Annotated in this window: 19 protein-coding genes; 7 read left to right on the forward strand and 12 right to left on the reverse strand. The window is 68.0% G+C overall.

Features of this window, described 5'->3' with window-relative positions; translation table 11 throughout:
- Positions 1–15: 15 nt before the first annotated feature.
- The gene (locus tag PO605_RS05365) at positions 16–942 is read right to left on the reverse strand and encodes a GGDEF domain-containing response regulator (protein ID WP_016447995.1); all 927 of its coding nucleotides are present in this window, start codon (positions 940–942) and stop codon (positions 16–18) included.
- Positions 935–4,843 carry a response regulator gene (locus tag PO605_RS05370; protein ID WP_272206165.1) on the reverse strand — a complete coding sequence of 1,303 codons (3,909 nt, stop codon included), beginning with the start codon at positions 4,841–4,843 and terminating at the stop codon, positions 935–937. The genes PO605_RS05365 and PO605_RS05370 overlap by 8 nt, the downstream gene beginning before the upstream one ends.
- Before the next feature lie 267 nt (positions 4,844–5,110).
- Here PO605_RS05370 and ffh point away from each other — a divergent pair, with 267 nt between their 5' ends.
- The 3 genes from ffh (at position 5,111) to PO605_RS05385 (ending at position 7,635) form a co-directional block, all read left to right on the forward strand.
- A complete protein-coding gene (ffh, locus tag PO605_RS05375) occupies positions 5,111–6,505 on the forward strand; it encodes a signal recognition particle protein (protein WP_016447993.1) in 1,395 nt (464 codons plus the stop codon).
- A gap of 93 nt (positions 6,506–6,598) precedes the next feature.
- Positions 6,599–7,153, forward strand: coding sequence for a C40 family peptidase (locus tag PO605_RS05380; protein WP_016447992.1), 555 nt, complete (start codon positions 6,599–6,601; stop codon positions 7,151–7,153).
- A gap of 86 nt (positions 7,154–7,239) precedes the next feature.
- Positions 7,240–7,635, forward strand: coding sequence for a helix-turn-helix domain-containing protein (locus PO605_RS05385; RefSeq protein WP_016447991.1), 396 nt, complete (start codon positions 7,240–7,242; stop codon positions 7,633–7,635).
- A gap of 22 nt (positions 7,636–7,657) precedes the next feature.
- Here the strand turns inward: PO605_RS05385 and PO605_RS05390 are convergent, their stop codons facing one another.
- From PO605_RS05390 to modA, 9 genes are all read right to left on the reverse strand, one after another.
- Positions 7,658–8,332: a DUF1266 domain-containing protein gene (locus PO605_RS05390; protein WP_047217459.1), complete on the reverse strand. Its 675-nt coding sequence runs from the start codon at positions 8,330–8,332 to the stop codon at positions 7,658–7,660.
- Positions 8,329–9,546 (reverse strand): hypothetical protein, encoded by a 1,218-nt coding sequence (locus PO605_RS05395; RefSeq protein WP_272206166.1) that lies wholly within the window; start codon positions 9,544–9,546, stop codon positions 8,329–8,331. Before PO605_RS05395 ends, PO605_RS05390 begins: the two co-directional genes overlap by 4 nt.
- Positions 9,543–11,831 carry a hypothetical protein gene (locus tag PO605_RS05400; protein WP_272206167.1) on the reverse strand — a complete coding sequence of 763 codons (2,289 nt, stop codon included), beginning with the start codon at positions 11,829–11,831 and terminating at the stop codon, positions 9,543–9,545. The genes PO605_RS05395 and PO605_RS05400 overlap by 4 nt, the downstream gene beginning before the upstream one ends.
- 210 nt (positions 11,832–12,041) lie before the next feature.
- Complete coding sequence (gene miaB, locus PO605_RS05405) at positions 12,042–13,370, reverse strand: tRNA (N6-isopentenyl adenosine(37)-C2)-methylthiotransferase MiaB (RefSeq protein WP_272206168.1); 1,329 nt, start codon at positions 13,368–13,370, stop codon at positions 12,042–12,044.
- A gap of 156 nt (positions 13,371–13,526) precedes the next feature.
- Positions 13,527–13,928, reverse strand: coding sequence for a hypothetical protein (locus tag PO605_RS05410; RefSeq protein WP_016447986.1), 402 nt, complete (start codon positions 13,926–13,928; stop codon positions 13,527–13,529).
- 73 nt (positions 13,929–14,001) lie between these two features.
- Positions 14,002–14,922 carry a formate dehydrogenase accessory sulfurtransferase FdhD gene (fdhD, locus tag PO605_RS05415; RefSeq protein ID WP_047474434.1) on the reverse strand — a complete coding sequence of 307 codons (921 nt, stop codon included), beginning with the start codon at positions 14,920–14,922 and terminating at the stop codon, positions 14,002–14,004.
- 52 nt (positions 14,923–14,974) lie between these two features.
- Positions 14,975–16,105 carry a molybdenum ABC transporter ATP-binding protein gene (gene modC / locus PO605_RS05420; protein WP_047474431.1) on the reverse strand — a complete coding sequence of 377 codons (1,131 nt, stop codon included), beginning with the start codon at positions 16,103–16,105 and terminating at the stop codon, positions 14,975–14,977.
- A complete protein-coding gene (gene modB / locus PO605_RS05425; protein ID WP_013804076.1) occupies positions 16,102–16,782 on the reverse strand; it encodes a molybdate ABC transporter permease subunit in 681 nt (226 codons plus the stop codon). The genes modC and modB overlap by 4 nt, the downstream gene beginning before the upstream one ends.
- A 140-nt stretch (positions 16,783–16,922) precedes the next feature.
- Positions 16,923–17,684 carry a molybdate ABC transporter substrate-binding protein gene (gene modA, locus PO605_RS05430; protein WP_047474429.1) on the reverse strand — a complete coding sequence of 254 codons (762 nt, stop codon included), beginning with the start codon at positions 17,682–17,684 and terminating at the stop codon, positions 16,923–16,925.
- A gap of 103 nt (positions 17,685–17,787) precedes the next feature.
- Between modA and PO605_RS05435 the strand changes: the two genes are divergently transcribed.
- The 3 genes from PO605_RS05435 to PO605_RS05445 all read left to right on the forward strand — a co-directional run bounded on the left by PO605_RS05435 (position 17,788) and on the right by PO605_RS05445 (position 19,592).
- Positions 17,788–18,639, forward strand: a complete 852-nt coding sequence (locus PO605_RS05435) for a TOBE domain-containing protein (RefSeq protein ID WP_047474428.1) — start codon at positions 17,788–17,790, stop codon at positions 18,637–18,639.
- 170 nt (positions 18,640–18,809) lie between these two features.
- Positions 18,810–19,085, forward strand: coding sequence for a hypothetical protein (locus PO605_RS05440; protein WP_047474426.1), 276 nt, complete (start codon positions 18,810–18,812; stop codon positions 19,083–19,085).
- A gap of 96 nt (positions 19,086–19,181) precedes the next feature.
- Positions 19,182–19,592, forward strand: a complete 411-nt coding sequence (locus PO605_RS05445) for a hypothetical protein (protein ID WP_047474424.1) — start codon at positions 19,182–19,184, stop codon at positions 19,590–19,592.
- 94 nt (positions 19,593–19,686) lie between these two features.
- Here the strand turns inward: PO605_RS05445 and PO605_RS05450 are convergent, their stop codons facing one another.
- Positions 19,687–20,844: an MFS transporter gene (locus PO605_RS05450; RefSeq protein ID WP_231574542.1), complete on the reverse strand. Its 1,158-nt coding sequence runs from the start codon at positions 20,842–20,844 to the stop codon at positions 19,687–19,689.
- Between the two features lie 725 nt (positions 20,845–21,569).
- Here PO605_RS05450 and PO605_RS05455 point away from each other — a divergent pair.
- Complete coding sequence (locus PO605_RS05455; protein WP_047474419.1) at positions 21,570–22,766, forward strand: imelysin family protein; 1,197 nt, start codon at positions 21,570–21,572, stop codon at positions 22,764–22,766.
- Positions 22,767–22,857: the final 91 nt, after the last annotated feature.

Here is a 22,857-nt window from a genome sequence, read left to right on the forward strand (position 1 = left end):
CGGAGCGCATTTTCTTCAGGGCTCGATGGCTGCCTCGATGCGATTGCGCCCCAGGGCCTTGGCCTGGTAGAGCAGGCCGTCCACCTTCTGCAGCCAGGTTTCCAAAGGCGCGGCAGACGGCTGCCGCACGGTGAGTACGCCGCAACTGACGGTGAGCAGCGGCGCCGTGGGAGAGGCGGCGTGGGCGATGGACAGGCGCAGCACTTCCTGGCGGAAATTCTCGGCCATGACCTGGGCGTCGCTTTCGCCGGGGAGGATGAGCGCGAATTCCTCGCCGCCAAAGCGCGCTGCCAGGTCGTAGGGCCGGCGCGCATGGCGCTGCAGCGTGGCGGCCACTGCCTTGAGCGCCTCGTCCCCCTGCACATGGCCATAGCAGTCGTTGTATTGCTTGAAGTGGTCTATATCAATGAGAGCCAGGCCCACGGACTCGCCCGTGCGCAGGCTGCGGCGGTGGGAGCGCTCCAGCATGTCGTCGAAGTGGCGGCGGTTGGCCAGCCCTGTCAGTCCGTCCACCATGGCCAGGCGCTCCAGGGCCTGGCGCTGCAGGGCCAGGCGTATCTGGTTGCGCACGCGCACCTCGACCACGGCGGGACGTATGGGCTTGGAGACATAGTCGGCCGCGCCCAGGCGCAGGCCGTATTCCTCGGCCTGGGCATTGCTCTGGCCGGTGATGAAGATGACGGCGATATGGGCGGTGCGCTCCTGGGCGCGCAACGCACCCAGCACCTCGTAGCCGTTCATGCCGGGCATGGCCAGGTCCAGCAGGATCAGCTGCAGCCGGTGGGCTTCGCGCTGGGCGATCACCAGCGCACCCGGGCCGTCCTTGGCCAGCAGCACACGGTAGTGGGGGCTCAGCAGCTCGGCCAGCATGCTGCGGTTCAGCCGTTCGTCGTCAACGATGAGGACCGTGGGCAGTTCCGGCCCGGTCAAGGCTTCAAACATCTGCAGCTCCCTGTAGAACCGTCCGGTTCACGGCCATGCTCCGCGCCAGCTGTTCGAGCGCCTGCAGCGCCGCCTCGGTTTCCAGGGACTCGGTGCAGCGCTGGATGCGCTGCAGCACGGACGCATGGCGCCCGTCGACCAGGGGCCGCAGCCGATCCAGTTCGGCCAAGGCGGCATAGTCGCTGTCGGCAATCTGCAGCCGCAGCCGAGCCAGGGTGGACGAGACTTCTTCCGCGGTCATCGGCTGCCGCTGCGGGGGGGGCGCGGCAGTGGTCACGGCGGTCACGGCGGCCGCGGACGCCACGGCCACTACGGCCGTCTGCCCGGACCGCCGGGCGATTTCCGCCAGCAGGCCCTGCAGTCCATCGGCCAGCGCCTGGACCAGGGATTGCAGATCGCCGCCGGGCCGGGCGTGGGCGCCATTGCCGTCGCCTGACAGGCAGGCTTGCGCACCGGTCTCGGCCATGGCCGACCATTGCTCCAGCAGGTCCGCACCCAGGTAGCCCAGACTGCCCTTGAAGGTGTGCACCAGCGTTGCCACGGTGTCCCAATGTCCGCTGCGCACGGCATCGCGCAGCCGTTGCGGCGCATCGGCAAAGTCCTGGGCAAAGCCTTCGATGGCGTGGAGCATGCGCGGCGATTGGCCGGCAAGGCGTTGCCGCAGCCGTGCCGGATCCCAGGCCTGGGCAGGACTTGACGGCGTCGGCTGCAAGGGCGCGGCCGGCGCAAGCGCTGCCGTTGGAGGAGGGCCCGCGCGCAGGCAGCGCTGCAGTGTCTCGTACAGCAGCACATCGTCAACGGGTTTGGTCAGATGGGCATTCATGCCTGCGGCCTCGATCCGGGCGCGCTCCTCGACATAGGCCTGCGCAGTCAGCGCGATCACCGGAAGATGCCGCAGCGCGCTGCGCGTGCGGATGGTGCGCGTGACACTGAGGCCGTCCATGCCGGGCATGTGCACGTCCATGAGCACGGCATCGAAAGGCTGGGTGTCCAGCAGCTGCAGCGCCTGCAGACCGTCCTGCGCAGTCTGTACCGATATGCCGGCCTGCTCCAGCAGCTCGGTGGCCACCTCGCGGTTGAGTACGTTGTCATCCACCACCAGCACCCTGCGCCCAGGCAGGCCCGGGTAGCGCTGCTGTGGCGAGGGGCCGGCCGCCGGGCTTTCCGGCGGGGGTGATTCGGGGTCCCGCAGTGCCTCCCGGATGCACGAGCGCAGTGCCGATGCGGTCAAGGGCTTGATCAGCAGGCCCCGCGGGCCCAACTGCGCGGCCTGCAGCTGCACTTCGTCGCGCCCGAAGGCCGTGACCATGAGCGCAGCCGGGGTCTTGGCCAGGTCCTGCTGCTCGCGCATGCGGCGTGCCAGGTCCAGCCCGTCCATGCCGGGCATGCGCCAGTCCAGCAGGGCCAGGCCGTAGGGGGATTCCTGGCGTGCGGCCTCTTGCAGCATGTGCAGCGCCTGCATGCCGTCCGCCGCCGTATCGCAGCGCATGCCCAGTTTGCGCACCATGGCGGCCAGGGCCTCGCGCGCGCTGGCGTTGTCATCGACGATGAGAACGCCGGTGCTGCCCAGGTTGTCGTGGCCGTCCAGCGGCGCATCCGTGGCAGGCCGGACCTTGGCCGTGAAGCGGAAGTTGCTGCCCTGGCCGGGCTGGCTGCAGACGCTGATCTCGCCGCCCATGAGCTGCACCAGCCTGTGGCAGATGGCCAGGCCCAGGCCGGTGCCGCCGTGGCGGCGCGTGGTCTGGATGTCGGCCTGGGTGAAGGGCTGGAACAGCCGTTCGGCCCGCGATGCATCCAGGCCTATGCCGGTGTCGCGCACGTTCACGCACAGGTGGTGCAGGGGCGCTGCCGTGGCGTGCGCGCCGGCCTCCACCGGCGCGCACGCCAGCGGCGGCTCCAGATGCAGGGAGATCACCACCTCGCCATGCTCGGTGAACTTGATGGCATTGCCGACCAGGTTGGTCAGCACCTGGCCCAGGCGCAGCGGGTCGCCGCGCAACCGGGGCGGCAGGTGCGGGTCCAGCGCATAGACCACTTCCAGCCCCTTTTCCTCTGCGCGCAGCGCCGTGGAGGCCGAGACGGTCTCCAGCACATCGTCAAGGGCGAAATCCACTTCCTCCAGCGCCAGCATGCCCGCCTCTATCTTGGAAAAGTCGAGGACGTCGTTGATCACGGCCAGCAGGGCGCTGGCCGAGCGCTCCACCTTCTCCAGGTAGCCGCGCTGGCGTGATGTCAGCGCGGTCTGCTGTACCAGGCGCGTCATGCCGATGACGGTGTTCATGGGGGTGCGGATTTCGTGGCTCATGATGGCCAGGAAATCCGACTTGGCCCGTTCGGCCGCTTCTGCGGCCTCCTTGGCCTGCTGCAGCGCCTGCTCGGCCTCGCGCTCGCGGGTGATGTCCAGCATGATGCCGTCCCAGACCATGCCCTCGTGGCTGCTCCGGGGGGCCGATCGGCAGCGCAGCCAGCGGACCTCACCATCGGGCCTGATCACGCGGAAGCGGCAGTCGAAGACCCGCAGCGTATCGACCGAGCACTGCAGCATCTGCTGGTAGTGCGGCAGGTCCTCGGGATGGATGGCATTCAGGTAGACCTGACGGTCGGCCATGATGGCGTGGGCCGGCACGCCGATCAGGTTCTCTATGCCGGCACTGATGTAGCTGAGCCGCAGTTGCGCCAGGCCGCCTTCCAGACGGTAGATGGCGCCGCTGGGCAGGTTGTCGGCCAGGGCTTCGAGGCGCATGCGTGCGTCCTCGCGTTCGGACAGGTCCTGCAGCGTGCCGCTGAGCGCGACGATGCGGCCTTGCTCGTCGCGCAGGGCGCGGCCCATGAGGCGGGCCGCGAACCGCCGCCCGTCCGGGCAGTGGTGCACGACATCGAGGCTGTAGGACTGGCCGGTGCCGATGCACAGCTGCACGGCAGCGGTGAGCCGGGCAAGATCCTGCGGTCCGAGCATGGCGCGCAGGGCATGGCGCGTCAGCGGCGGACCCTGGGGGTCCAGGCCGTTCATCACATACATCATCTCCGAGGCCTGGAAGTGCTCGGTGTCCAGCTCCCATGTCCAGCTGCCCAGGCGCGCCAGCTGTTCGGCCTGGCGCAGCACGTCGTAGCTTTTTTGCAGCTGGGACTCGGTCTGGCGCATGAGGGTGATGTCGCGCGCAATGCCCAGCACGCCCACGGTCCGGCCCTCGTCATTGCGGTAAGGAATTTTGGTGGACTGGAAGAGGCGGCGTTGCCCGTTGACCAGCAAATGATCCTCCGACACCACGGGGGCGTCGCTGTCCAGCACCCGGCGGTCGCTGTGGGTGAAGCTGCTGTCGGGGAAAAGCTCCTGGTCGGTATTGCCCACGATGTCTTCGGGCGTGCGCCCGGAAAAGCGCGCGGCGGCGGGGTTGACGAAGGTGTAGCGGCCCTGCCGGTCCTTGGCGAAGACCAGGTCGGGCGTTTCGTGCATCACGGCTTCCAGCAGGCGCGTCGAATCCTGCCACGGCCCGGTACTTTTTCGCAGGAGCGGCTCCAGCTGCGCATCGGGCTGGCCGATCGGCTCGTCCTGGCCGGCGCGCTCGCTGAGCTCGTGCCAGGTGGTGAAGAAAAGCCGCCTGCCCGACAGCGACTGGCAATAGATATGGAGCTCGGCGGGGAAGCTGGCGCCGTCGCGGCGGATCAGTCGGCCGCAGAGATGGGCCTGGCTGTCCACGGCCATGTCCTGCCAGGGCCCGCGCCGCAGTCCGTCCGCGTCGGGCCACACTTCCATGATGCCCAGCCCCAGCATGGCGGCCTTGTGATGGCCCAGGCTGGCGCAGGCATGGGCATTGGCATCGAGCAGGCTGCCCTGCTCGTCAAACAGAAGAAAACCGTCGGGCACACGGTCCAGGAACTGGCCATACGGCGTATCGGGCATGAAGACTCCTAGGCGGTAGCAAGCCGGCACTGCACAGGGCGATAGCCATAATCTATGGAAACAGTGTGGATGTTACTGCCGGCCGGTGCCCGCTGCGCGGCAGGGAAGGCCGGTACTTACCCCTGCAGGGGCAGCGGGTAGAATCGTCGGGATCTGCAGGGTCCGTGCCGCGACCCGGCCCCGCCTGGCCCCATTCGGCAACCTGGCCCCGGCTGGCTCGCTGCAGCACACCTTTTCCTTTCCGACGACTCCAGTTCCTCCCCGCTTATGGCCTCCGCTCTGACCGACAAACTTTCGCGACTCGTCAAGGAGATGCGCGGCCAGGCCCGCATCACCGAATCCAACGTACAGGACATGCTGCGCGAAGTGCGCATGGCCCTGCTCGAGGCCGACGTGGCCCTGCCCGTGGTGCGCGACTTCGTTGCGCGCGTCAAGGAAAAGGCGCTGGGCCAGGAGGTGCTGGGCTCCCTGCAGCCCGGCCAGCTGCTGGTGTCCATCGTCAACAAGGAACTGGCCGCCACCATGGGCGAGGGCGTGGCCGACATCAATCTCAACGCCCAGCCGCCTGCCGTCATCCTCATGGCCGGCCTGCAGGGCGCCGGCAAGACCACGACCACGGCCAAGCTGGCCAAGCACTTGATTGAAAAGCGCAAGAAAAAGGTGCTGACCGTGTCGGGCGACGTGTACCGCCCGGCCGCCATCGAGCAGCTCAAGACCGTGACCGGCCAGGCTGGCGCCGAGTGGTTCCCCTCCACGCCAGACCAGAAGCCCCACGACATTGCCGTGGCCGCGCTGGACTACGCCAAGCGCCACTTCTTTGACGTGCTGCTGGTCGATACGGCCGGCCGCCTGGCCATCGACGAGCTGCTGATGGCTGAGATCAAGGATCTGCACGCCACGCTCAAGCCGGTCGAGACCCTGTTCGTCGTCGATGCCATGCAGGGCCAGGATGCGATCAACACGGCCAAGGCCTTCAAGGAGGCCCTGCCCCTGACCGGCATCGTGCTCACCAAGCTCGATGGTGACTCGCGCGGCGGCGCGGCGCTGTCGGTGCGCCAGATCACGGGCGCGCCCATCAAGTTCGCCGGCGTGTCCGAGAAGATCGACGGCCTGGAAGTCTTCGACGCCGACCGCCACGCGCAGCGCGTGCTGGGCATGGGCGACATCGTGGCCCTGGTCGAGCAGGTCACCAAGGGCGTGGACATGGAGGCCGCGCAGAAGCTGGCCGAGAAGGTCAAGAGCGGTGACGGCTTCGACCTCAACGACTTCCTGGCCCAGATCCAGCAGATGAAGCAGATGGGCGGCCTGTCCAACCTCATGGACAAGCTGCCGGCACAGCTCACCGCCAAGGCCGGCCAGGTGGACATGGACAAGGCCGAGCGCGAGATCCGCCGCAAGGAAGGCATCATCTGCTCCATGACCGCCAAGGAGCGCAAGAAGCCCGAGATCATCAAGGCCACGCGCAAGAAGCGCATTGCCGATGGCGCAGGCGTGCAGGTCCAGGAAGTCAACCGCCTGCTCAAGGAGTTCGAGCAGATGCAGGAGATGATGAAGAAGATGAAGGGCGGCGGCCTCATGAAGATGATGAAGCGCATGGGCGGCATGAAGGCCATGAAGGGAATGATGGGCGGTGGCGGCGGCATGCCCAAGCTGCCGTTCTGAGCGGGCCGGGCCCCGCCGATGGACAGTCAAGCCGCAGCACAGCCTGCGGCTTTTCTTTGGCCGCTGCGGGGCTTTGTGAGAACATGCGGCGCCATGAAGGCTGGCGTTTCGACTTCCCTTGCGGCTTCCCGCGTGACTGCATCGCGGCTGTCTCGCCGTGACTGGGGCCTGCTGGCGGCGGCTGCGCTGCTGGCCGGCTGCTCGTCTGCTCCCCGCAAGGGCGCGGGTCCCGGGCCTGCTCCTTCGCCGCAGGCCCTGAACCTGGATGGCGAGTTGCGCGAGGCCCTGCTGGCGCGCACCATGCTCGTGGTCAACACGCCGTATACCTACGGCGGCAATTCGCCCGACGGCGGTTTCGACTGCAGCGGCCTGATCCAGTGGGCCGTGGGCGGCATTACCGAAAGCCGCCTGCCGCGCACCACGGCCCAGTGGGCGCAGTTCAGCAATCCCGTGGGCAGCCGCAGCCTGCAGCGCGGCGACTTCGTGTTCTTCAACACCCTGGGCTCGCGCTATTCGCACATGGGCATCTTTGTGGGCAACGGCCAGTTCGTGCATGCGCCGTCCAGCGGCGGCACGGTGCAGCGCGTGCGCATGGACAACCCCTATTTCGCCAGGCGCTTCACCGAGGCGCGCAGCATCTTCGCCTGAGCGCCTGCCAGGCAAGGCGCCGGGCTTGGCGCCGGCTCTTGAATCGATGGTCCAATGAGAGCTCCATAGAAATCCAGGGTTTCGGAATGGATAACAAGCTCGAATTCGCACAGCGCCTGCGCCAGGCCATCGAGGCTGCGGGTCTGGAGCCGCGGCCCAGCGTGCTGCTGAATCTGTTCAATTCCAGTTACTGGGGGCGGCCGATTTCGTTCCAGGCGGTTGCGCGCTGGCTCAACGGCGAGGCCGTGCCCGAGCAGGACAAGCTGGTGCTGCTGGCCGAGCTGCTCAGGATCGAGCCCGAAGTGCTGCGCTTTGGCGACCCTGCCCAGCGGTCACTGCCGCCGCAGCACGAATGCCAGGAACCGGGCGTGGGCTATCTTGAACGCGAAACCTTCGACGCCTTTCTGAGGCTGCCCGCGCCGCAACGCCAGGTGGTGCGGGAGGTGATCCTGACCTTCGCCAAGGTGCACGGCGAAGGCTGAGGGCCGGGCCACCGGGCAGCCGTCACCGCACCGCCTGCGGCTGCCAGGGCATGGCATGCCAGGGATGGCGCGGATCGGCCACCCATTGCTGCACCTCCTCGGGCGTCACGCTGCGGCCCAGCACGTCGGCCCGGCCACGGGCCAGCCATTGGCTGCGGCCCCGCGCATAGGCCTGGCCGAAGGCCTGCCAGCTGTCAAAGCAATCCCGCGCGCGGCATGCGTTCAGGTGAAGGATCTGCTGGTGCAAGGCCTCGTCCAGCCAGCCCAGCAGCCATGCACATCGGACGTGGAAGGCCACGCGCGCGCAGGCAAAGGCCATGGCGGCATGGGGATCGTCGCCGGCCTGCAGGCGCTGCAGGTCCAGCGTGAACCAGCGCTGGCGCAGGCCGTCGGGCAACTGGCGTGCGATCTGGGCATCGTCCAGGTCGGTGCGCAGGCCCAGGTGGTGCAGCACCATGGGGCGCAGCTGGGTGGTCAGGGCGTCGTCGGCACCATGGAGCTGCCGGTCTGCAAAGCCGCCCTGGATGGCGTGAAAGGCCATGGGATGGGCCAGGGCCAGGGCCCAGTCCAGCGCCGCATCGCCGCTGCGGTAGCTGCTGAAATCGCCGCGCTGGCGCGCCGAACGCCTGCGGCGCAGGCCGGCACGCACTGCCCACCAGACCAATGCAGACAGCACAACAAGAGTGAAGGCGTTCATCGCGGATTTCCTGTCCTGCCCGGCGATCCTGCCCGGCGCCGCGCCAGCTCCAGCGACTGCTGCAGGGCCGCGCTGCGCGGCATGCGCTCGAAGGCGGGCACGGGCACGGTGTCGCGGCGTGCCGCGACCAGCCATTGCATCAGGGGCGACCGGATATCCAGCTGCTCCAGCAGCGCCGGGTGGGCCTGGAGCAGCCACAATTGCTCGGCTTCGGTGTGCAGCTCGCTGGCCGCGCACCAGGCGCCGGTGTGGCCCGAGGCCAGCAGATGCGCCGGACGGCGCACGATGCCCATGGCAAGGGCATCCGCTGGCGCCTCGCCATCGGCATCGAGGTGGTTGAGCAGGGCCAGCACGTCGGCCAGGTAGCGCGCAATCGGCGGGCGGTTCTGCTTGCCCTTGATCTGGTCGATGCGCAGCCGCCCGCCGTCAAGCACCTGGGCGCTGACGGTGATGCGCGGCTGGGCCGTGCCCGTGCGGTAGCTGAACAGGCGCAGCCGGCCCTGCTCGCAGGCTTCGGCGTAGTGCTCGCCGTAGCCGCCGCGCAGCGCGCCGCGCGCGCTGAACTGGCCCAGGCAGTGCCGCATCATCTGGCTTTCATAGGCCATTTCGGCGCGCAGGTCCGGGCTTTGGGCATCGAATTCCACGAACACGCCCAACTGGCCGCGCAGCAGCGGACGCACGGCGCCGGGCCGGTGCTCGGCCCAGCCGCTTTCGCTTTTTCTGGCGAAGGCCAGGTGCTCCAGCGTCCAGCGCGCCAGGGCCTGCGGGCAGTTGATGCGCTGCAGCTTGCCCTGAAGCGCCGTGCCGCGCCGGGTGGACAGGAACTCCAGCAGCCGGCTTTCCAGCGCCAGCAGCGGGGCGCTGTCAGGCTCCACCCACCACAGCGGTGCGCTGGCGCCGGCCGCAGGGCTGTCCTGTAGCGGTGGCTGGCGGGCCGCATGCGCGCGCAGGCGCTCCAGCGCCCAGGCGGCAGGCTCGGTGCGCCGGTGCAGGCGCAGCAGTTCGGCATGCGTGGAGATGGGCTGAACGGCCGGCGGATCGGCGTCGAGGTTGCCGATCACGTGGCGGTAGAAGTGGTTGGCCAGCCAGGCCGCGATCTCCTGACTGTCGCCGCGCGCCGCGCTGCGCTCGCGGATGCGCTGCTTGATGTCCGGCGCATTGACCACGTCGCGCGGGCGGTAGGCGCTGGCTGCCGTGGCGGCTCCCGGGTTCACCACAGCTTCCACCAGGGCTTGCTGTCCGAGTGCAGCTTGAGGCAGCGCTGGAGGCCGTCCCTGGCCATCTTGTGCTCGGCCTCGCTGTCATCGGGGGTGAGCTTGGCGATGGCCTCGCGGTGCAGGGCCACGGCCTGATCGATGGGGCCGCAGCTTTCCATGGCGCAGGCCAGGCGGCGCAGCGTGTAGCACTCGCCCAGGGCGCGCACTTCGGGCAGCAGGGCCTCCAGGCGGGGGCGCACCACGTCGCCATGGCTTTCGGAGAAGAAGTCGAGCAGGGACATCAGGGCCGCCAGGTAGTCGCGCCGCTGTTCGCGCTGCTCGTCTGCGTCCAGTTCCTCGAACCACTGGTCCAGTCGCTCCAGCCAGATGCCGATCTCGCCTGCGCGGCCCAGCTGGTACAGCGCCAGCGCCGCGCTGGGGAAGTAGTCGGTGGGGCAGTGGCGGCTGTAGCCGTAGTCCTGGGTGAAGTGCCACAGCTGCTCTGCCGCCGTGACGATGCCGGGTCGGTCGTCACGGCGGATGGCACACCACAGCAGGCCGTCATGGTGCTCGGCGAAGGGGCTGCTGGACAGTCCCTTGTGGTGCAGGGCTGCAGCCTCTTCATAGCGCTGCTGCGAGCGGTACTTGATGGCCAGGTTGTTGCAGAGCATGGAGTAGACGTGCAGGTGCGCGTCCTTGTACCGGCCCTGGCCGCTGGCCCAGAAGGCCTCGAAGCGGGCCAGGCCCTCTTCGTAGTAGCGCTGCACCAGCGGCTCGCGCACCTCGTCGCCCGGCACCTGCCGGCCTTCGCCCATGAGGGCGGCCAGGTCGTCCTCGTCATCCAGCGTCACGCCCGCCGCATAGCACCAGTGGGCGCCGAAGCCCTGGGGAAAGGGCCGCTGCAGCGCCTGTGCGGCCGGCAGCGCGGCAAAGCGCGCGGCCCAGAGCATGGGCAGCAGCTCGGAGTTGGCGTGCCGGGGCTGCTCGCCCACGCCGCGCTCGAGCAGCGGCAGGGCCTGTTCCCATTGGTGGTTCCTGGCCAGGCGCCAGCCGTCGATCATGTCCAGCAGCGGATGGCCGGGCGCCTGGGCACGCGCCAGGGCCAGGTAGTCGTCGGCGCTGCGCGCAGCAGCCGGGCTGTCTTCCAGGATCTCCTGCATGTCGGAATCCAGTCCCGCCCAGGCCAGGATCAGCGCCCAGGCGGGGGCGTGGGCGGTGTCGCTGTCCACCATGCGCAGTGCCAGCTCATAGCCCTGGCGGGCCGATCCGGGGCGGCTGTGCAGCACGCTCTCCAGCGCCAGGTCCGCCGCATCGGCCAGGCGGCCCGCCTCTTGCAGCCATTGCAGCACCAGGCCGCTGAAGGCGTCGTCGGAGTCGTCCACCAGGCCGAAGCGGCCCAGCTCGGCCAGCTGCAGCGCGGCCTCTGGCTGGCCCATGGCATGGCAGGCCATGGCCTGCAGCCGTGCCTCATGGACCTTGCGGTGCGCGCGCACCGCCTGCGATGCGGCGGGGCTTTCCGTGCGGGCCAGGTGCTGCTGCGCCGCCATCAGCACGGCCGGAACGCTTTGCGGGGCCAGCGGCAGCACTTCGCGCGCAAGGTGCAGCCAGTCGTCGAAGTCCACGTTCTGGTCGGCGTCTGCCAGGGCCAACTGCGCCGTGGCGGCCTGCACATGGCGCACGGTGGCCGGCACGTCGCCGCGCAGGCGGGCCAGCTCGGCCTTGCGCAGGCTGGCACGCGCGTCGCGGCGCGCGGGGGATGCCTCGCCGTCGGGGTCGCTGCGCTCGTGGTTGCGCTGCAGGTCCACGCCTTGCTCGGCCAGTTCCCAGGCCTGGGCCTCGCGGGCCAGGTAGTGCCAGCCATTCCAGTAGCGATAGGGCTCGCCGGTGTGCGGCAGCCGGCCCATGAGATCGGCGGCAGGCGCGAGCAGGGCCACGCCGCCTTCGCGGTCAAAGCGCAGCCGGCTCTGGATGTCGCTGAGCGCCAGGCTGGCCGTGGCCAGCAGGTGGTTGTCACCCTGCAGGTGCTGCAGCGTGGCATCGCGGTGCTCGCGCAGCAGGGCGTTGGCGGTCTCGGGCCGTTCCAGGTCGAGCCAGAGATCGTGCAGACGCTCCAGCTCGCTCACCGTGGCCGGCGCGAAGCGCTGCTGCGAGAGCAGCTCCATGACGGCCGCCTGGCGTTCGGCCGGGGCGATGGGGCTGGTTTCATCTTCCTGTTGCAGCAGGTCGTGCGCCTGGTCCATGAAGGCATGCAGGGCTTCGCCCTCAAGGATGGCCTGGGCGTTGGCGGGCTGGGAGGTGTTCATGGAATCGATAGCAAGCAAGCGAAGCTGGAAAAGCCATGCAGGCCGACAGACCTCAAGGCGGCAACCCGCGATGCTAGCGGGCCGGCCCGCGCCAGGCCAGTGTGGCCGGGCTGTTTTCACGTCCTGTTACATGCAAAAAGCCCGGCATTGCCGGGCTTTCGTTACGCAAGAGGTCGCTGGGCCACCGGGGCCGCAGGGATCGGGTTGGGATCAGTGGCGCACCACGACCTCGCCGCGCAGCGTGAAGGTGCGTGCCTCGGTGATCTTCACATCGATCATCTGGCCGATCAGGCGTTCGTTGCCCGGGAAGTTCACCACGCGGTTGCACTCGGTGCGGCCCATGAGTTCGCTGCCATCGCGCTTGGACAGTCCTTCCACCAGCAGGCGCTGCACCGTGCCCACGCGCTCGTCGCTGATGTCCTTGATGTTGTTGTTGATCACGGCCTGCAGCTCCTGCAGGCGGCGCAGCTTGACCTCGTGGGGCGTGTCGTCGTGCAGGTTGGCGGCCGGCGTGCCAGGGCGGGGGCTGAAGATGAAGCTGAAGCTGTTGTCGAAGCGCACGTCGTGGATGAGCTTCATCATCTTCTGGAAGTCTTCCTCGGTCTCGCCGGGGAAGCCCACGATGAAGTCGCTGCTCATGGCCATCTCGGGCCGGATGGCGCGCAGCTTGCGGATGGTGCTCTTGTATTCCATGGCCGTGTAGCCGCGCTTCATGGCCATCAGGATCTTGTCGCTGCCGTGCTGCACGGGCAGGTGCAGGTGGCTGACCAGCTTGGGCAGCCGAGCGTAGGCCTCGATCAGGCGCGGCGTGAATTCGTTGGGATGGCTGGTGGTGTAGCGGATCCGCTCGATGCCGGGGATCTCGGACACGTACTCCAGCAGCAGGGCAAAGTCGGCGATCTCGGCCGTGTCACCCATCTTGCCCAGGTAGGCGTTGACGTTCTGGCCCAGCAGCGTGACTTCCTTCACGCCCTGGTCGGCCAGGCCGGCGACCTCGATCAGCACGTCCTCGAACGGGCGGCTGACTTCCTCGCCGCGCGTATAGGGCACGACGCAGTAGCTGCAGTACTTGGAGCAGCCTTCCATGATGGAGACGAAGGCCGAGGAGCCTTCCACGCGCGCGGGCGGCAGGTGGTCGAATTTCTCGATCTCGAGAAAGCTGATATCGACCTGGGGCTTGTGCCTGGCGGCGCGTGCATTGAGCAGCTCGGGCAGGCGGTGCAGGGTCTGCGGGCCGAAGACCACGTCCACATAGGGCGCGCGCTTGATGATTTCCTCGCCCTCCTGGCTGGCCACGCAGCCGCCCACGCCGATGAGCACGCCGCGTTCCTTCAGGTGCTTGTAGCGGCCCAGGTCGCTGAACACCTTCTCCTGTGCCTTCTCGCGCACCGAGCAGGTGTTGAACAGGATCAGGTCGGCCTGCTCCGGGTCGTCGGTGGACTCGTAGCCCTGGGCGGCGCCCAGCACATCGGCCATCTTGTCCGAGTCGTACTCGTTCATCTGGCAGCCGAAGGTTTTGATAAAGACTTTCTTGGACATGGTGGGGTTCCGTCAGGCAGCCGCCGCACTGCAAGCGGCGGTCTGCAAAAAAAGAAGATGGCCGGGCCAGGGCGGGCGCTGTGCTCCCTGGCCCGAGCCGCTGCGCCCCGCAAGCTGCGGGCCGCATCCATCGTGTGCGTGCGGTGTGCGCCGGCCTCAGTTGAAGAAGCGGTGCAGCATCGACTTGGGCTTGTAGTGCTTGTCGGCCTCGGCCTTGGTCAGGATCCAGGCCTGGTGCAGCCACTGCGTCTGCGGCTCGATCACATAGCCCACCACGAGCTTGCTGCCCTGGTAGTTGATGGCCTGCACCAGCGTGCGCTCGGGGCTGAACAGGCGAAAGCCCGGGCTGGTGCGAATGGTCTTGCCGTCGATTTCGACCACGGGAAACTGCGCGGTCACGACCAGCTCGCCGAACTGGGCCTGCGGCGGGAAGTTGCGTGTCTCGTTGGAGGGCAGGCCCTGCGCGGCCGCGCCCAGGCTGGCGCAGGCCAGGCCGGCGAGCAGGGCGCCGGCGCACAGACGGCGGACGGCAGAGAAATGGGGCTTGCAGCGGTTCATGGTGTACATCCAGGGGCTGAACCCGCGATTCTACGAACTTGCCGCCGCGCAGGCGCAGCACTCGGGCATTGGGTCAGGTGCGGCCCGGCGCATACAGCACCGCCTTGGGCGGGCGGCACAGGCCCCAGAAGCGCAGGCCGGTCAGCTCGGCCATCTGCACGCCCATGGCCGTGGGGGCGGAGATGGTGGCCAGGGCGGCGATGCCGACCCTGGCGCATTTGCGCACCAGCTCATGGCTGCCCCGGCTGGAGAGCACGACAAAACCGGCCTCGCCCAGGCGGCCGGTGCGCGAGAGGCGGCCGACCAGCTTGTCCAGCGCGTTGTGGCGGCCCACGTCCTCGAGCACATCCGTCAGTTGCCCGTCCAGCCCTGCCCAGCCTGTGGCATGCACGGCGCCGGCTTCGGCGTTGAGCCGCTGCAGCGGCGGCAGGGCATCGATGGCAGCGCACACCGTGGTGGCATCGACACGGGCGATCCAGTCGTGCGCGGGCAGGGGGTCGAAGGACAGGTCCAGCGCCGCGAAGCTGTCCACGCCGCAGACGCCGCAGCCTGTGCGCCCGCTCATGCTGCGGCGCCGGTCCTTGAGGCGCGCGAAGCAGCGCGAGGCCACGTCCAGCTGCACCTCGATGCCGTCCATGCCGGCCGGCAGGCCTGCCGCTTCGGCGGCCACTGCCCGCACCTCGATGCCGTAGCAGTCGGCGCCGCTGTCCAGGATGCCCTCGGTGAGCGCAAAACCCAGCGCAAAGTCTTCCAGGTCCGAGGGCGTGCCCATCATCACGGCGTGAGAGATGCCATTGAACACCAGGGCGATGGGGACTTCGCTGGCCAGCACCTGGGGTTCGGGCTGGAGGCTGACGGCGCCGCCATCGGCGATCCGGTGGCGCACCACCGCATGCGTGCGCAGTGCGGCAATGGCGGGCGCGATGGCGCAGGCAGCATCTGCCGGGCCCGAGTCCGGGGCGGGTGCGGGAGCGTGTTCGGTGGTGGCGTTCATGGCGTGGGCCGCGCAGGCGGCCTGCGCATGATATCGGTGCCGCCGCGCAGCTTCAGTCCAGTAATGCCATGCCCTTGATCTGGGCGAAGACATGCATGCCCGGCGCAATGCCCAGCTGCCGGGCGGAATGCAGGGTGATGCGCGCCAGCAGGCGGGACGGGCCCAGCTGCAGCGAGACCATGACCTGGCCCGGGCCGTCCTCGCGCAGATCCTGCACGGTGGCCGCCAGGATGTTGAGGATGCTGCTGTCTTGCGGGTGCTGCAGGCTCAGGCTCACATCGCGTGCCTGCACGCGCAACTGCACGGTTTCGCCGACGGGGCGCGGGGAGGCCATGACAAGGCGCAGACGCCCGCCATCGAAGCACAGCGTGCTCAGGTGAGCATCCGGATCGTGCTGCCGGATCTGCGCACTGAGCATGGACGCTGCCGTGTCGCCCATGCTCAGCGGCAGGTCCAGCCGTGCCAGCAGTTCGCTGGTGGCGCCGGCCGCGACGATGCCGCCTGCCTTGAGCAGCACCAGGTGCTGGGCCAGGCGCGCTACCTCGTCAATGGAGTGGCTGACATAGACCACGGGAATGTCGAGTTCACGGCGCAGCTGGTCCAGGTAGGGCAGGACCTCGGCCTTGCGCTGGGCGTCCAGCGCGGCCAGGGGCTCGTCCATCAGCATCACCCGCGGGCTGGTGGCCAGCGCCCGCGCAATGGCCACGCGCTGGCGCTCGCCGCCCGACAGGGTGGAGGGCATGCGGTCCATCAAATGGCCTATGCCCAGCAGGGACACGGCCTGCTCCTGGGACACCTTGCGCCGCGCGGCCGGCGTGCGCCGCATGCCGTAGTCGATGTTGCGCCGCACGGTCAGGTGCGGGAACAGGCTGGCTTCCTGGAACACATAGCCCAGCGCACGGCGGTGCGTGGGCAGCCATTGGCTGGCCGCATCGTCCTGCCAGACCTCGCCATTGACGGCGACGCGGCCGCGCGCGCGCTCCAGTCCCGCCAGGGCGCGCAGGCAGGTGGTCTTGCCGCAGCCCGAGGGGCCGAACAGGGCGGTGACGCCGCGCCCGGGCAACTGCAGCTGCACGTCAAGGCGGAAGTCGGCACGCTCCAGCGCCAGGTTTGCGATGATTTCCGAGGAGGGATGGGAGTGCGCGGCGTCGGACATCCGGGAGGCAGAGAAGGCGGTCATCATGCGCGGCGCTCCTCACGCGGCTGCAACAGGTGCAGGGCCAGAAGAACCAGGAAGGAGAACACCACCATGCCGCCTGCCAGCCAGTGGGCGTGGGCGTACTCCATGGCCTCCACATGGTCGTAGATCTGTACCGAGACCACGCGCGTCACGCCGGGAATATTGCCGCCCAGCATCAGCACCACGCCGAACTCGCCCACGGTGTGCGCAAAGGTCAGCACGGCCGCCGTGATGAAGCCCGGCCGCGCCAGCGGCAGCGCCACGGTGAAGAAGCGGTCCAGCGGCCCCGCGCCCAGGCTGGCCGCAGCCTCCATGGGTCGCGTGCCCAGGGATTCGAAGGCACGCTGCAGCGGCTGCACCGTGAACGGCATGGAATAGACCAGCGAACCGATGACCAGGCCCGGAAAAGTGAAGGGCAGGGTGCTCAGCCCCAGCGCCTGCGTCAGCTGCCCCACGGGGCCGTTGGGACCCATGGTCACCAGCAGGTAAAAACCGATCACCGTGGGCGGAAGCACCAGGGGCAGCGCCACCACGGCGCCAATCGGGCCGCGCCAGCGCGAGCGCGTATGCGCCAGCCACCAGGCCAGCGGCGTGCACAGCGTCAGCAGCAGCACCGTGGTCACGCTGGCAAGCTTGAGCGTCAACCGTATGGCAGCGTAGTCGTCGGCGGTAAGAATCATGCGGGGCAAATAGCAGGTGTCCGTAGGAAAACACAGCCCGAGAAACCGGCGCGGCCCAAGTCAGAGACAGCAAGCAAGGGCCGCCCCGCAGCGAGGCTGTCGTCCCCCTTCAGGGGGAAGCGGCGTAGCCGCTCAGGGGGTCAAAGCCCGTAGCCGTAGGAGCGGATGATGGCACGCGCTTTGTCAGCACGCAGGTACTTCATCAGCTCGGTGGCGGCTTCGTTGTCCTTGCCGCTGTGGAGCACGATGGCGTCCTGGCGGATGGGCTCGTGCATGGAGCCGGGCACCTGCCAGGCCGAGCCTTCGCGCAGCTTGCCGTTTTCCATCACCTGCGACAGGGCCACGAAGCCCAGCTGGGCATTGCCCGTGGCCGCGAACTGGTAGGTCTGGGCAATGTTCTCGCCCATCACGATGCGCGGCTGCACCTGGGCCGTGATGCCCAGCTTGTTCAGCACTTCCATGGCTGCCGTGCCGTAGGGCGCAAGCTTGGGATTGGCCACGGCGATGTGCCTGTAGTCGCCGGTCCTGAGGACCTCGCCCTTGTCGTCCACATAACCGGCCTTGGGGCTCCACAGCACCAGCTGGCCGATGGCGTAGGTGAAGCGCGAATCGGGCAGGCCGCGGCCCTCCTTGGCGATCTTCTCGGGCGTGGTGTCGTCGGCGGCCAGCAGGATCTGGAAGGGCGCGCCGTTGACGATCTGCGCATAGAACTTGCCCGTGGCGCCGAAGGACAGCAGGGCCTTGTGGCCGGTGTCCTTCTCGAACTCGGCGGCGATCTTCTGCATGGGCGCCGTGAAGTTGGCGGCGACGGCCACCGACACTTCGGCGGCCTGCGCAGCGGCCCAGCCGAACAGGGCAAGGGCGGCGAAGGCGGTGGCACGCAGGGGCTGGTTCACGTTCATGGGTCTCTCGCTATTCCGTTGGTGAATAGCGCAGTGTAACGACCTGAAAATGCGCATGCAGGGTGCAGGCGTTTTGCTTGGCGGGAAATAACGCTTGGCGGGCATGATGCTGCGCATGACTGCCGCAACCCCCGCTTCTCCCTCAGACCTGGTGCCCGCGCTGGGCCATGACCTGGCCGACCGGCGCATTGCCATCTTGCGGCATATCGCGGCAGGGCATTCGATTTCCCAGGCCGCGCGCGAGGCGGGTGTCAGTTACAAGGCGGCCTGGCAGGCGCTGGATGTGCTGACCAATCTGGCGGGCCGTGCCCTGGTGGAGCGCTCGGTGGGCGGCGCCGGCGGTGGTGGCGCGCGCATCACCGAGGCCGGGCAGTCCCTGCTGGCCATGGCCGATGCGCTGGAGCAGGCGCGCGCGCAGGTGCTGCAGCGCTTTGGCGGGCCCGCCGGCGTTTCTTCGGCGGCTCCCGGGCTGGGGCTGGGCCTGCGCACCAGCATGCGCAATCTGTGGCCTTGCCGGGTTGGTGCCCTGCAGGCGCAGGGCGCCCAAGTCCGCGTCTGGCTGCTGCCCGATGGCGGCGGGGATGCATCAGGCATTGCCGCACGCATCACCGAAGAAAGCGCCCAGTTGCTGGGCTTGGCGCCGGGCCTGCCCGTGATGGCGCTGTGCAAGGCCACGGCCGTGCAGGTGCTGCCTTGGGGGCCGCACTCCGATAGTCAGGGCGATGTGCAGGCCAATGTGCAGGGCATGTTGAATGCCTGGCCCGCCCAGGTCCAGCGCGTGGCCCGCGCCGCCAAGGCCGGGCCGCGCGAAGTGGTGGCCCGACTGCCTTGGGGTGGCAGCGGCGTGGGTTACGCGGCCGAGTCGGAAGAGGGCGGGTCCTGGACCTTGCGCGCAGGGCGCAAGGTCTGGCTGTGGGTGCCGGAGTCCGCCGTGGTGCTGGCCGTGGCTGACTGAGCCTGGTGGGCCGCAGCACGTTGCGCATGCGCTGCAGCGGCTGCAGATTAAGACGGGTCTTATGGCGCATTCAGGGCGAGATACGAAAAATCATGCCGCTATGAACCTGCGCGCCCCGGTGGCGCAGGTTTTCCTGGTGACTGATTCCTCGAAACATCCCTGGCCCCTCCATGAGCATCCTGAAATTCCGCAGGAAAGAGAAAGTGGCGGTCTATACCGCCTTGCTGTGCTCCCTCATCGCGGCGTTCATCTTCTTTGCATCCGAAGGTGTTGCCGACAGCTTGCAGCAACGGTTGGGTGCGCTGGCCATCTGCATCGCCATCGGCGCCTTGGTGACTCTGTTCAATCACTGGTGGTTCAGGGTCTGGGGCTGGCATCTGGTGCCGGTCACCCTGCTGCTGTTCTATGGCGGCACGCTCGTCGCAGGCTGGCTGTTTGGCGGGTGATGGCTGCAATGGCGGTGATGGGAACCTGTCGCCATGCTTTGCGTCGAAGAGCCTTTCCGACTGCCTCATCAAGCCATCCACGGCCTTGCCTCCGCCATGAAGACCACCCTGTCCACCGCCCTGATCTGCCTGCTCCTGTCCGCCCCGGCCCTGGCCCGTCCGTTGGACCCGGCGCCGCTGGATGCTTCGCAGTTCAACCTGGGACTGGTCGGCTTTGCAGGCCAGATCTCGCCCGCCGAGCGGCATCTGGAAGCCATGCTCAGGCGGCCTGAGGCCAATGCCGTCCTGCTGTCCGTGATCGACGATCCGCGCCGATCTCCCGTGGCCAAGCTCTATGCGCTGTGCGGCCTCAAGCGCCTGGGCAGCGGCGGCTACGAGGCTGCGCTGGTCAAGCTGCGCGGCTTTGAGGGCCAGATCTCCGTGATGCTGGGAGACCAGATGTTCCAGGAAGACATCCGCGAGGCGGCAGACCGCATCGAAAACCTGGAGTGCAGCGAAGGCGGCTGAGCCTGGGCACGCCGGTTGCCGGACAAAAAAAGAGCTGCCATCGGCAGCTCTTTGCATTGTGGGGCCTTCTTCTGAGCCGGAGGATCTGAGCCGCTCAGGACAGCTCGCGTCCCTTGAGTTCGGGGATCAGAAAGGCCGTGGCCAGCATGTCCAGCACATAGATGGCCGCCAGCAGGGCGATCGCTACCTGGAACGAATAGCTCATGGCCAGCGCACCGATCACCACCGGGCCCAGTCCGCCCACGGCGCGGCCGATGTTGAACAGCACGTTCTGCGCGGTGGCGCGCGCCTCGGTGGGGTAGGCCTCGCTCATCACGGCGCCGTAGCCGCCCATCATGCCATTGACGAACAGGCCCATGAGGGCGCCTGCCCAGAGCATGGCCGTGGGATCGGACAACTGCGAATAGAGCACGACCATGATGACCGAGCCCAGCTGGAAGATCAGGAAGCTGGGCTTGCGGCCGATGCGGTCGGCCAGCTGGCCGAAGACCCAGATGCCGACCATCATTCCCACCACGGTCACGGCAGTCCAGATCGAAGACTTGGTCAGGCTGAAGCCCAGTTGCTTGGACAGGAAGCTGGGCATCCAGATCATGATGCCGTAGTAGCCGAAGTTCTGGACCGAGGTCAGCACGATCACACCCAGGCTGACCTTGGCCGTGGCGCGGTCCTTCACCAGCAGCTTCAGGCTTTGCAGCACCGGCATGCGGGCCGAGGGCGTGGCGGACTGCTGGCGCTTCACGAAGACCTCGGGCTCGTGCAGCTTGTTGCGGATCACCCAGGCCACCACGGCCGGTATCACGCCCACCAGGAACATGCCGCGCCAGCCTATGAGGGGCAGCAGCAGCGGCGTCAGCAGCGCCGCACCCAGCACACCCATTTGCCAGCCCAGGGCCACATAGGACGAAACGCGCGCGCGGTGGCGGGCAGGCCAGGCCTCGGCAGCCAGTGCCATGCCGATGCCGAACTCGCCGCCCAGGCCGATGCCCGCAATCGTGCGGTAGGCCAGCAGGTCCCAGTAGCCCTGCGCGAAGGCGCACAGGCCCGTGAACACGGCGAACAGCATGATGGTCCAGGTCAGCACGCGGATGCGCCCGTAGCGGTCGCTGAGCAGGCCGAAGAAGATGCCGCCGAACACGGCACCGATCAGCGTCCAGGTCACCAGCGAGCCGGCCTGGCCCGGCGTGAGGTGCAGGTCGGCCGAGATGGCCGACAGCATGAAGCCCAGGATCAGCAGGTCGAAGCCGTCCATGGCATAGCCGACGGCCGAGCCGGCCAGGGCCTTCCAGCTGTAGCCATTGACCTGGGTGGCATGGGCGCCGGCATGCGTGTCTGTGCTGGCGCCGGCAGCATTGGCTGCGAGCGCCCCGGAGGAAGTGGTGGTCACGTGAAGATCCTTGAAAGCCAGGACGGCGCGCGCTCTCGCTGGGGTGCGGCACCGCGCAAAACGCCTGCGCCGCCGGCTGAGCCGGCGTGCGGGCACGCTGCGCGTGTGCTGCATCCTGGGAAGGCGATGGGCACGGGAGTCCTGGTGGGAAAACAAGCTGGGCGGCCGGCATGCCGGGGCATGGCAGGGGCTGCGCGCAAAGACAGAGCGCAAGGTGCAGCGCCAAAAGACCGCTTCTGCAAAAAGCGAAAGCCCTGAATCGGCTGGGCGATCAGGGCTTGGAGGTCGTGGGCAGGCCCTGAGAGGAGAGGGCGGCCCATGCGAGCGGGCGAGATGGTAAGGCAAGTCGCCAGCCAAGGCAAGCTGCGGGGCTTATGCCAGGGTGCTGGGTCTTTGGCCGGGGCGCCAAGGGTGCTCGTGCTAGGCTGGCGCCCGCTGCGGCCATTGCGCCGCTGGCGCGCCCCATTTCTGCCCGGGTCCGCCTATGACCTTGCGGTGCAGTGCGGCGATATCTCGCAGGTTTTGCCAATAAAAACAATTCTCATTACAGTTTGGCATTCCGAGTTCTCCAACCTCCGATCCTTTCTGCCATGCATCCCATCCTGATTGCAGCCGCCCTGGCCCTGGGCGCGGCCGCCCCGATGAGCCAGGCCGCAGCCGCCGGCACCGTTCAACAGCCCGTGAAGAAGAGTCTCTCCGTTGCAGAGGTGGTCAAGCATTACGGCACCCTGGTGCACGCCAATTACTCGGACTCCATCAGCTCCGCCAAGACCATGCAGAAAGCCATTGCGGCCTTTCTGGCGGCGCCCAGCGAGCAGGGCCTGAACCAGGCACGCAAGGCCTGGCTGGATGCCCGGGAGTACTACGGCCAGACCGAGGCCTTCCGCTTCTACGCCGGTCCCATCGACAACGATGAAGGACCCGAAGGCCAGATCAACGCCTGGCCCATGGACGAGTCCTATGTGGACTATGTGGAAGGCAACCCCAATGCCGGCATCATCAACAACCGCAAGGAAGCCATCACCAAGAAGCGCCTGGCCGAACTCAACGAGCATGACGGCGAGGAGAACGTTTCCACCGGCTGGCACGCCATCGAGTTCATGCTCTGGGGCCAGGACCTGAATGACAAGGGACCGGGCGCGCGTCCCTACACCGACTTCGTCGATGGCAAGAAATCCAATGCCGACCGCCGCCGCGAGTACCTGAAGGTGGTGACCGAGTTGCTGATCGAGGATCTGCAGTCGGTGGCCGACCAGTGGAAGCCCGGCTCGCCCAAGAATTTCCGCGCCCAGTTCGAGAAAAAGCCCGACGACGCGCTGCGCCGCATCTTCGTGGGCCTGGGTTCGCTGTCGCGCGGCGAGCTGGCCGGCGAGCGCCTGGAAGTGGCGCTGGCCAGCCGCGACCAGGAAGACGAGCACTCCTGCTTCTCGGACAACACGCACCGCGATGCCGTGACCAATGCCCAGGGCATCCTCAACGTCTGGCAGGGCAGCTACAAGCGCCTGGACGGCAGCGAGCTGCAAGGCCCGGGCATCAGGGACTGGGTGGCCTCCAAGGACAGCGCGCTGGCCGACAGGACCACGCGCCAGATCACGCAGTCGGTGCAGGCGGCCCAGGCCATTCCCGCGCCGTTCGACCAGGCCATCCAGGGCGCGCGCGACTCGGCCTCGCGCGCCAAGATCCAGGCCACCATCGACAGCCTGGTCCAGCAGAGCAAGGACCTGGTGGAGGCGGCCAATGCCGTCGGCATCACCCAGCTCAACCTGGTGGACCCCAAGGCCAACTAAAAGAGCATTCACCCCAAGCGTCCAACCCCTCTCACGCCCATGCGCCAAGGCCGCCGCCCCCGAAAGGGTTCGGCGGCCATGGCTTTTCCAG

Source organism: Delftia sp. DT-2 (assembly GCF_028401915.1).
Classification (GTDB): Bacteria; Pseudomonadota; Gammaproteobacteria; order Burkholderiales; family Burkholderiaceae_C; genus Comamonas; species Comamonas tsuruhatensis.

Coding starts and splice junctions, on each gene's coding strand:
- PO605_RS05365 (WP_016447995.1), bottom strand. CDS start 942: ATGTTTGAAGCCTTGACCGGGCCGGAACTGCCCACGGTCCTCATCGTT.
- PO605_RS05370 (WP_272206165.1), bottom strand. CDS start 4,843: ATGCCCGATACGCCGTATGGCCAGTTCCTGGACCGTGTGCCCGACGGT.
- ffh (WP_016447993.1), top strand. CDS start 5,111: ATGGCCTCCGCTCTGACCGACAAACTTTCGCGACTCGTCAAGGAGATG.
- PO605_RS05380 (WP_016447992.1), top strand. CDS start 6,599: ATGAAGGCTGGCGTTTCGACTTCCCTTGCGGCTTCCCGCGTGACTGCA.
- PO605_RS05385 (WP_016447991.1), top strand. CDS start 7,240: ATGGATAACAAGCTCGAATTCGCACAGCGCCTGCGCCAGGCCATCGAG.
- PO605_RS05390 (WP_047217459.1), bottom strand. CDS start 8,332: ATGAACGCCTTCACTCTTGTTGTGCTGTCTGCATTGGTCTGGTGGGCA.
- PO605_RS05400 (WP_272206167.1), bottom strand. CDS start 11,831: ATGAACACCTCCCAGCCCGCCAACGCCCAGGCCATCCTTGAGGGCGAA.
- miaB (WP_272206168.1), bottom strand. CDS start 13,370: ATGTCCAAGAAAGTCTTTATCAAAACCTTCGGCTGCCAGATGAACGAG.
- PO605_RS05410 (WP_016447986.1), bottom strand. CDS start 13,928: ATGAACCGCTGCAAGCCCCATTTCTCTGCCGTCCGCCGTCTGTGCGCC.
- fdhD (WP_047474434.1), bottom strand. CDS start 14,922: ATGAACGCCACCACCGAACACGCTCCCGCACCCGCCCCGGACTCGGGC.
- modC (WP_047474431.1), bottom strand. CDS start 16,105: ATGATGACCGCCTTCTCTGCCTCCCGGATGTCCGACGCCGCGCACTCC.
- modB (WP_013804076.1), bottom strand. CDS start 16,782: ATGATTCTTACCGCCGACGACTACGCTGCCATACGGTTGACGCTCAAG.
- modA (WP_047474429.1), bottom strand. CDS start 17,684: ATGAACGTGAACCAGCCCCTGCGTGCCACCGCCTTCGCCGCCCTTGCC.
- PO605_RS05435 (WP_047474428.1), top strand. CDS start 17,788: ATGATGCTGCGCATGACTGCCGCAACCCCCGCTTCTCCCTCAGACCTG.
- PO605_RS05440 (WP_047474426.1), top strand. CDS start 18,810: ATGAGCATCCTGAAATTCCGCAGGAAAGAGAAAGTGGCGGTCTATACC.
- PO605_RS05445 (WP_047474424.1), top strand. CDS start 19,182: ATGAAGACCACCCTGTCCACCGCCCTGATCTGCCTGCTCCTGTCCGCC.
- PO605_RS05450 (WP_231574542.1), bottom strand. CDS start 20,844: ATGGACGGCTTCGACCTGCTGATCCTGGGCTTCATGCTGTCGGCCATC.
- PO605_RS05455 (WP_047474419.1), top strand. CDS start 21,570: ATGCATCCCATCCTGATTGCAGCCGCCCTGGCCCTGGGCGCGGCCGCC.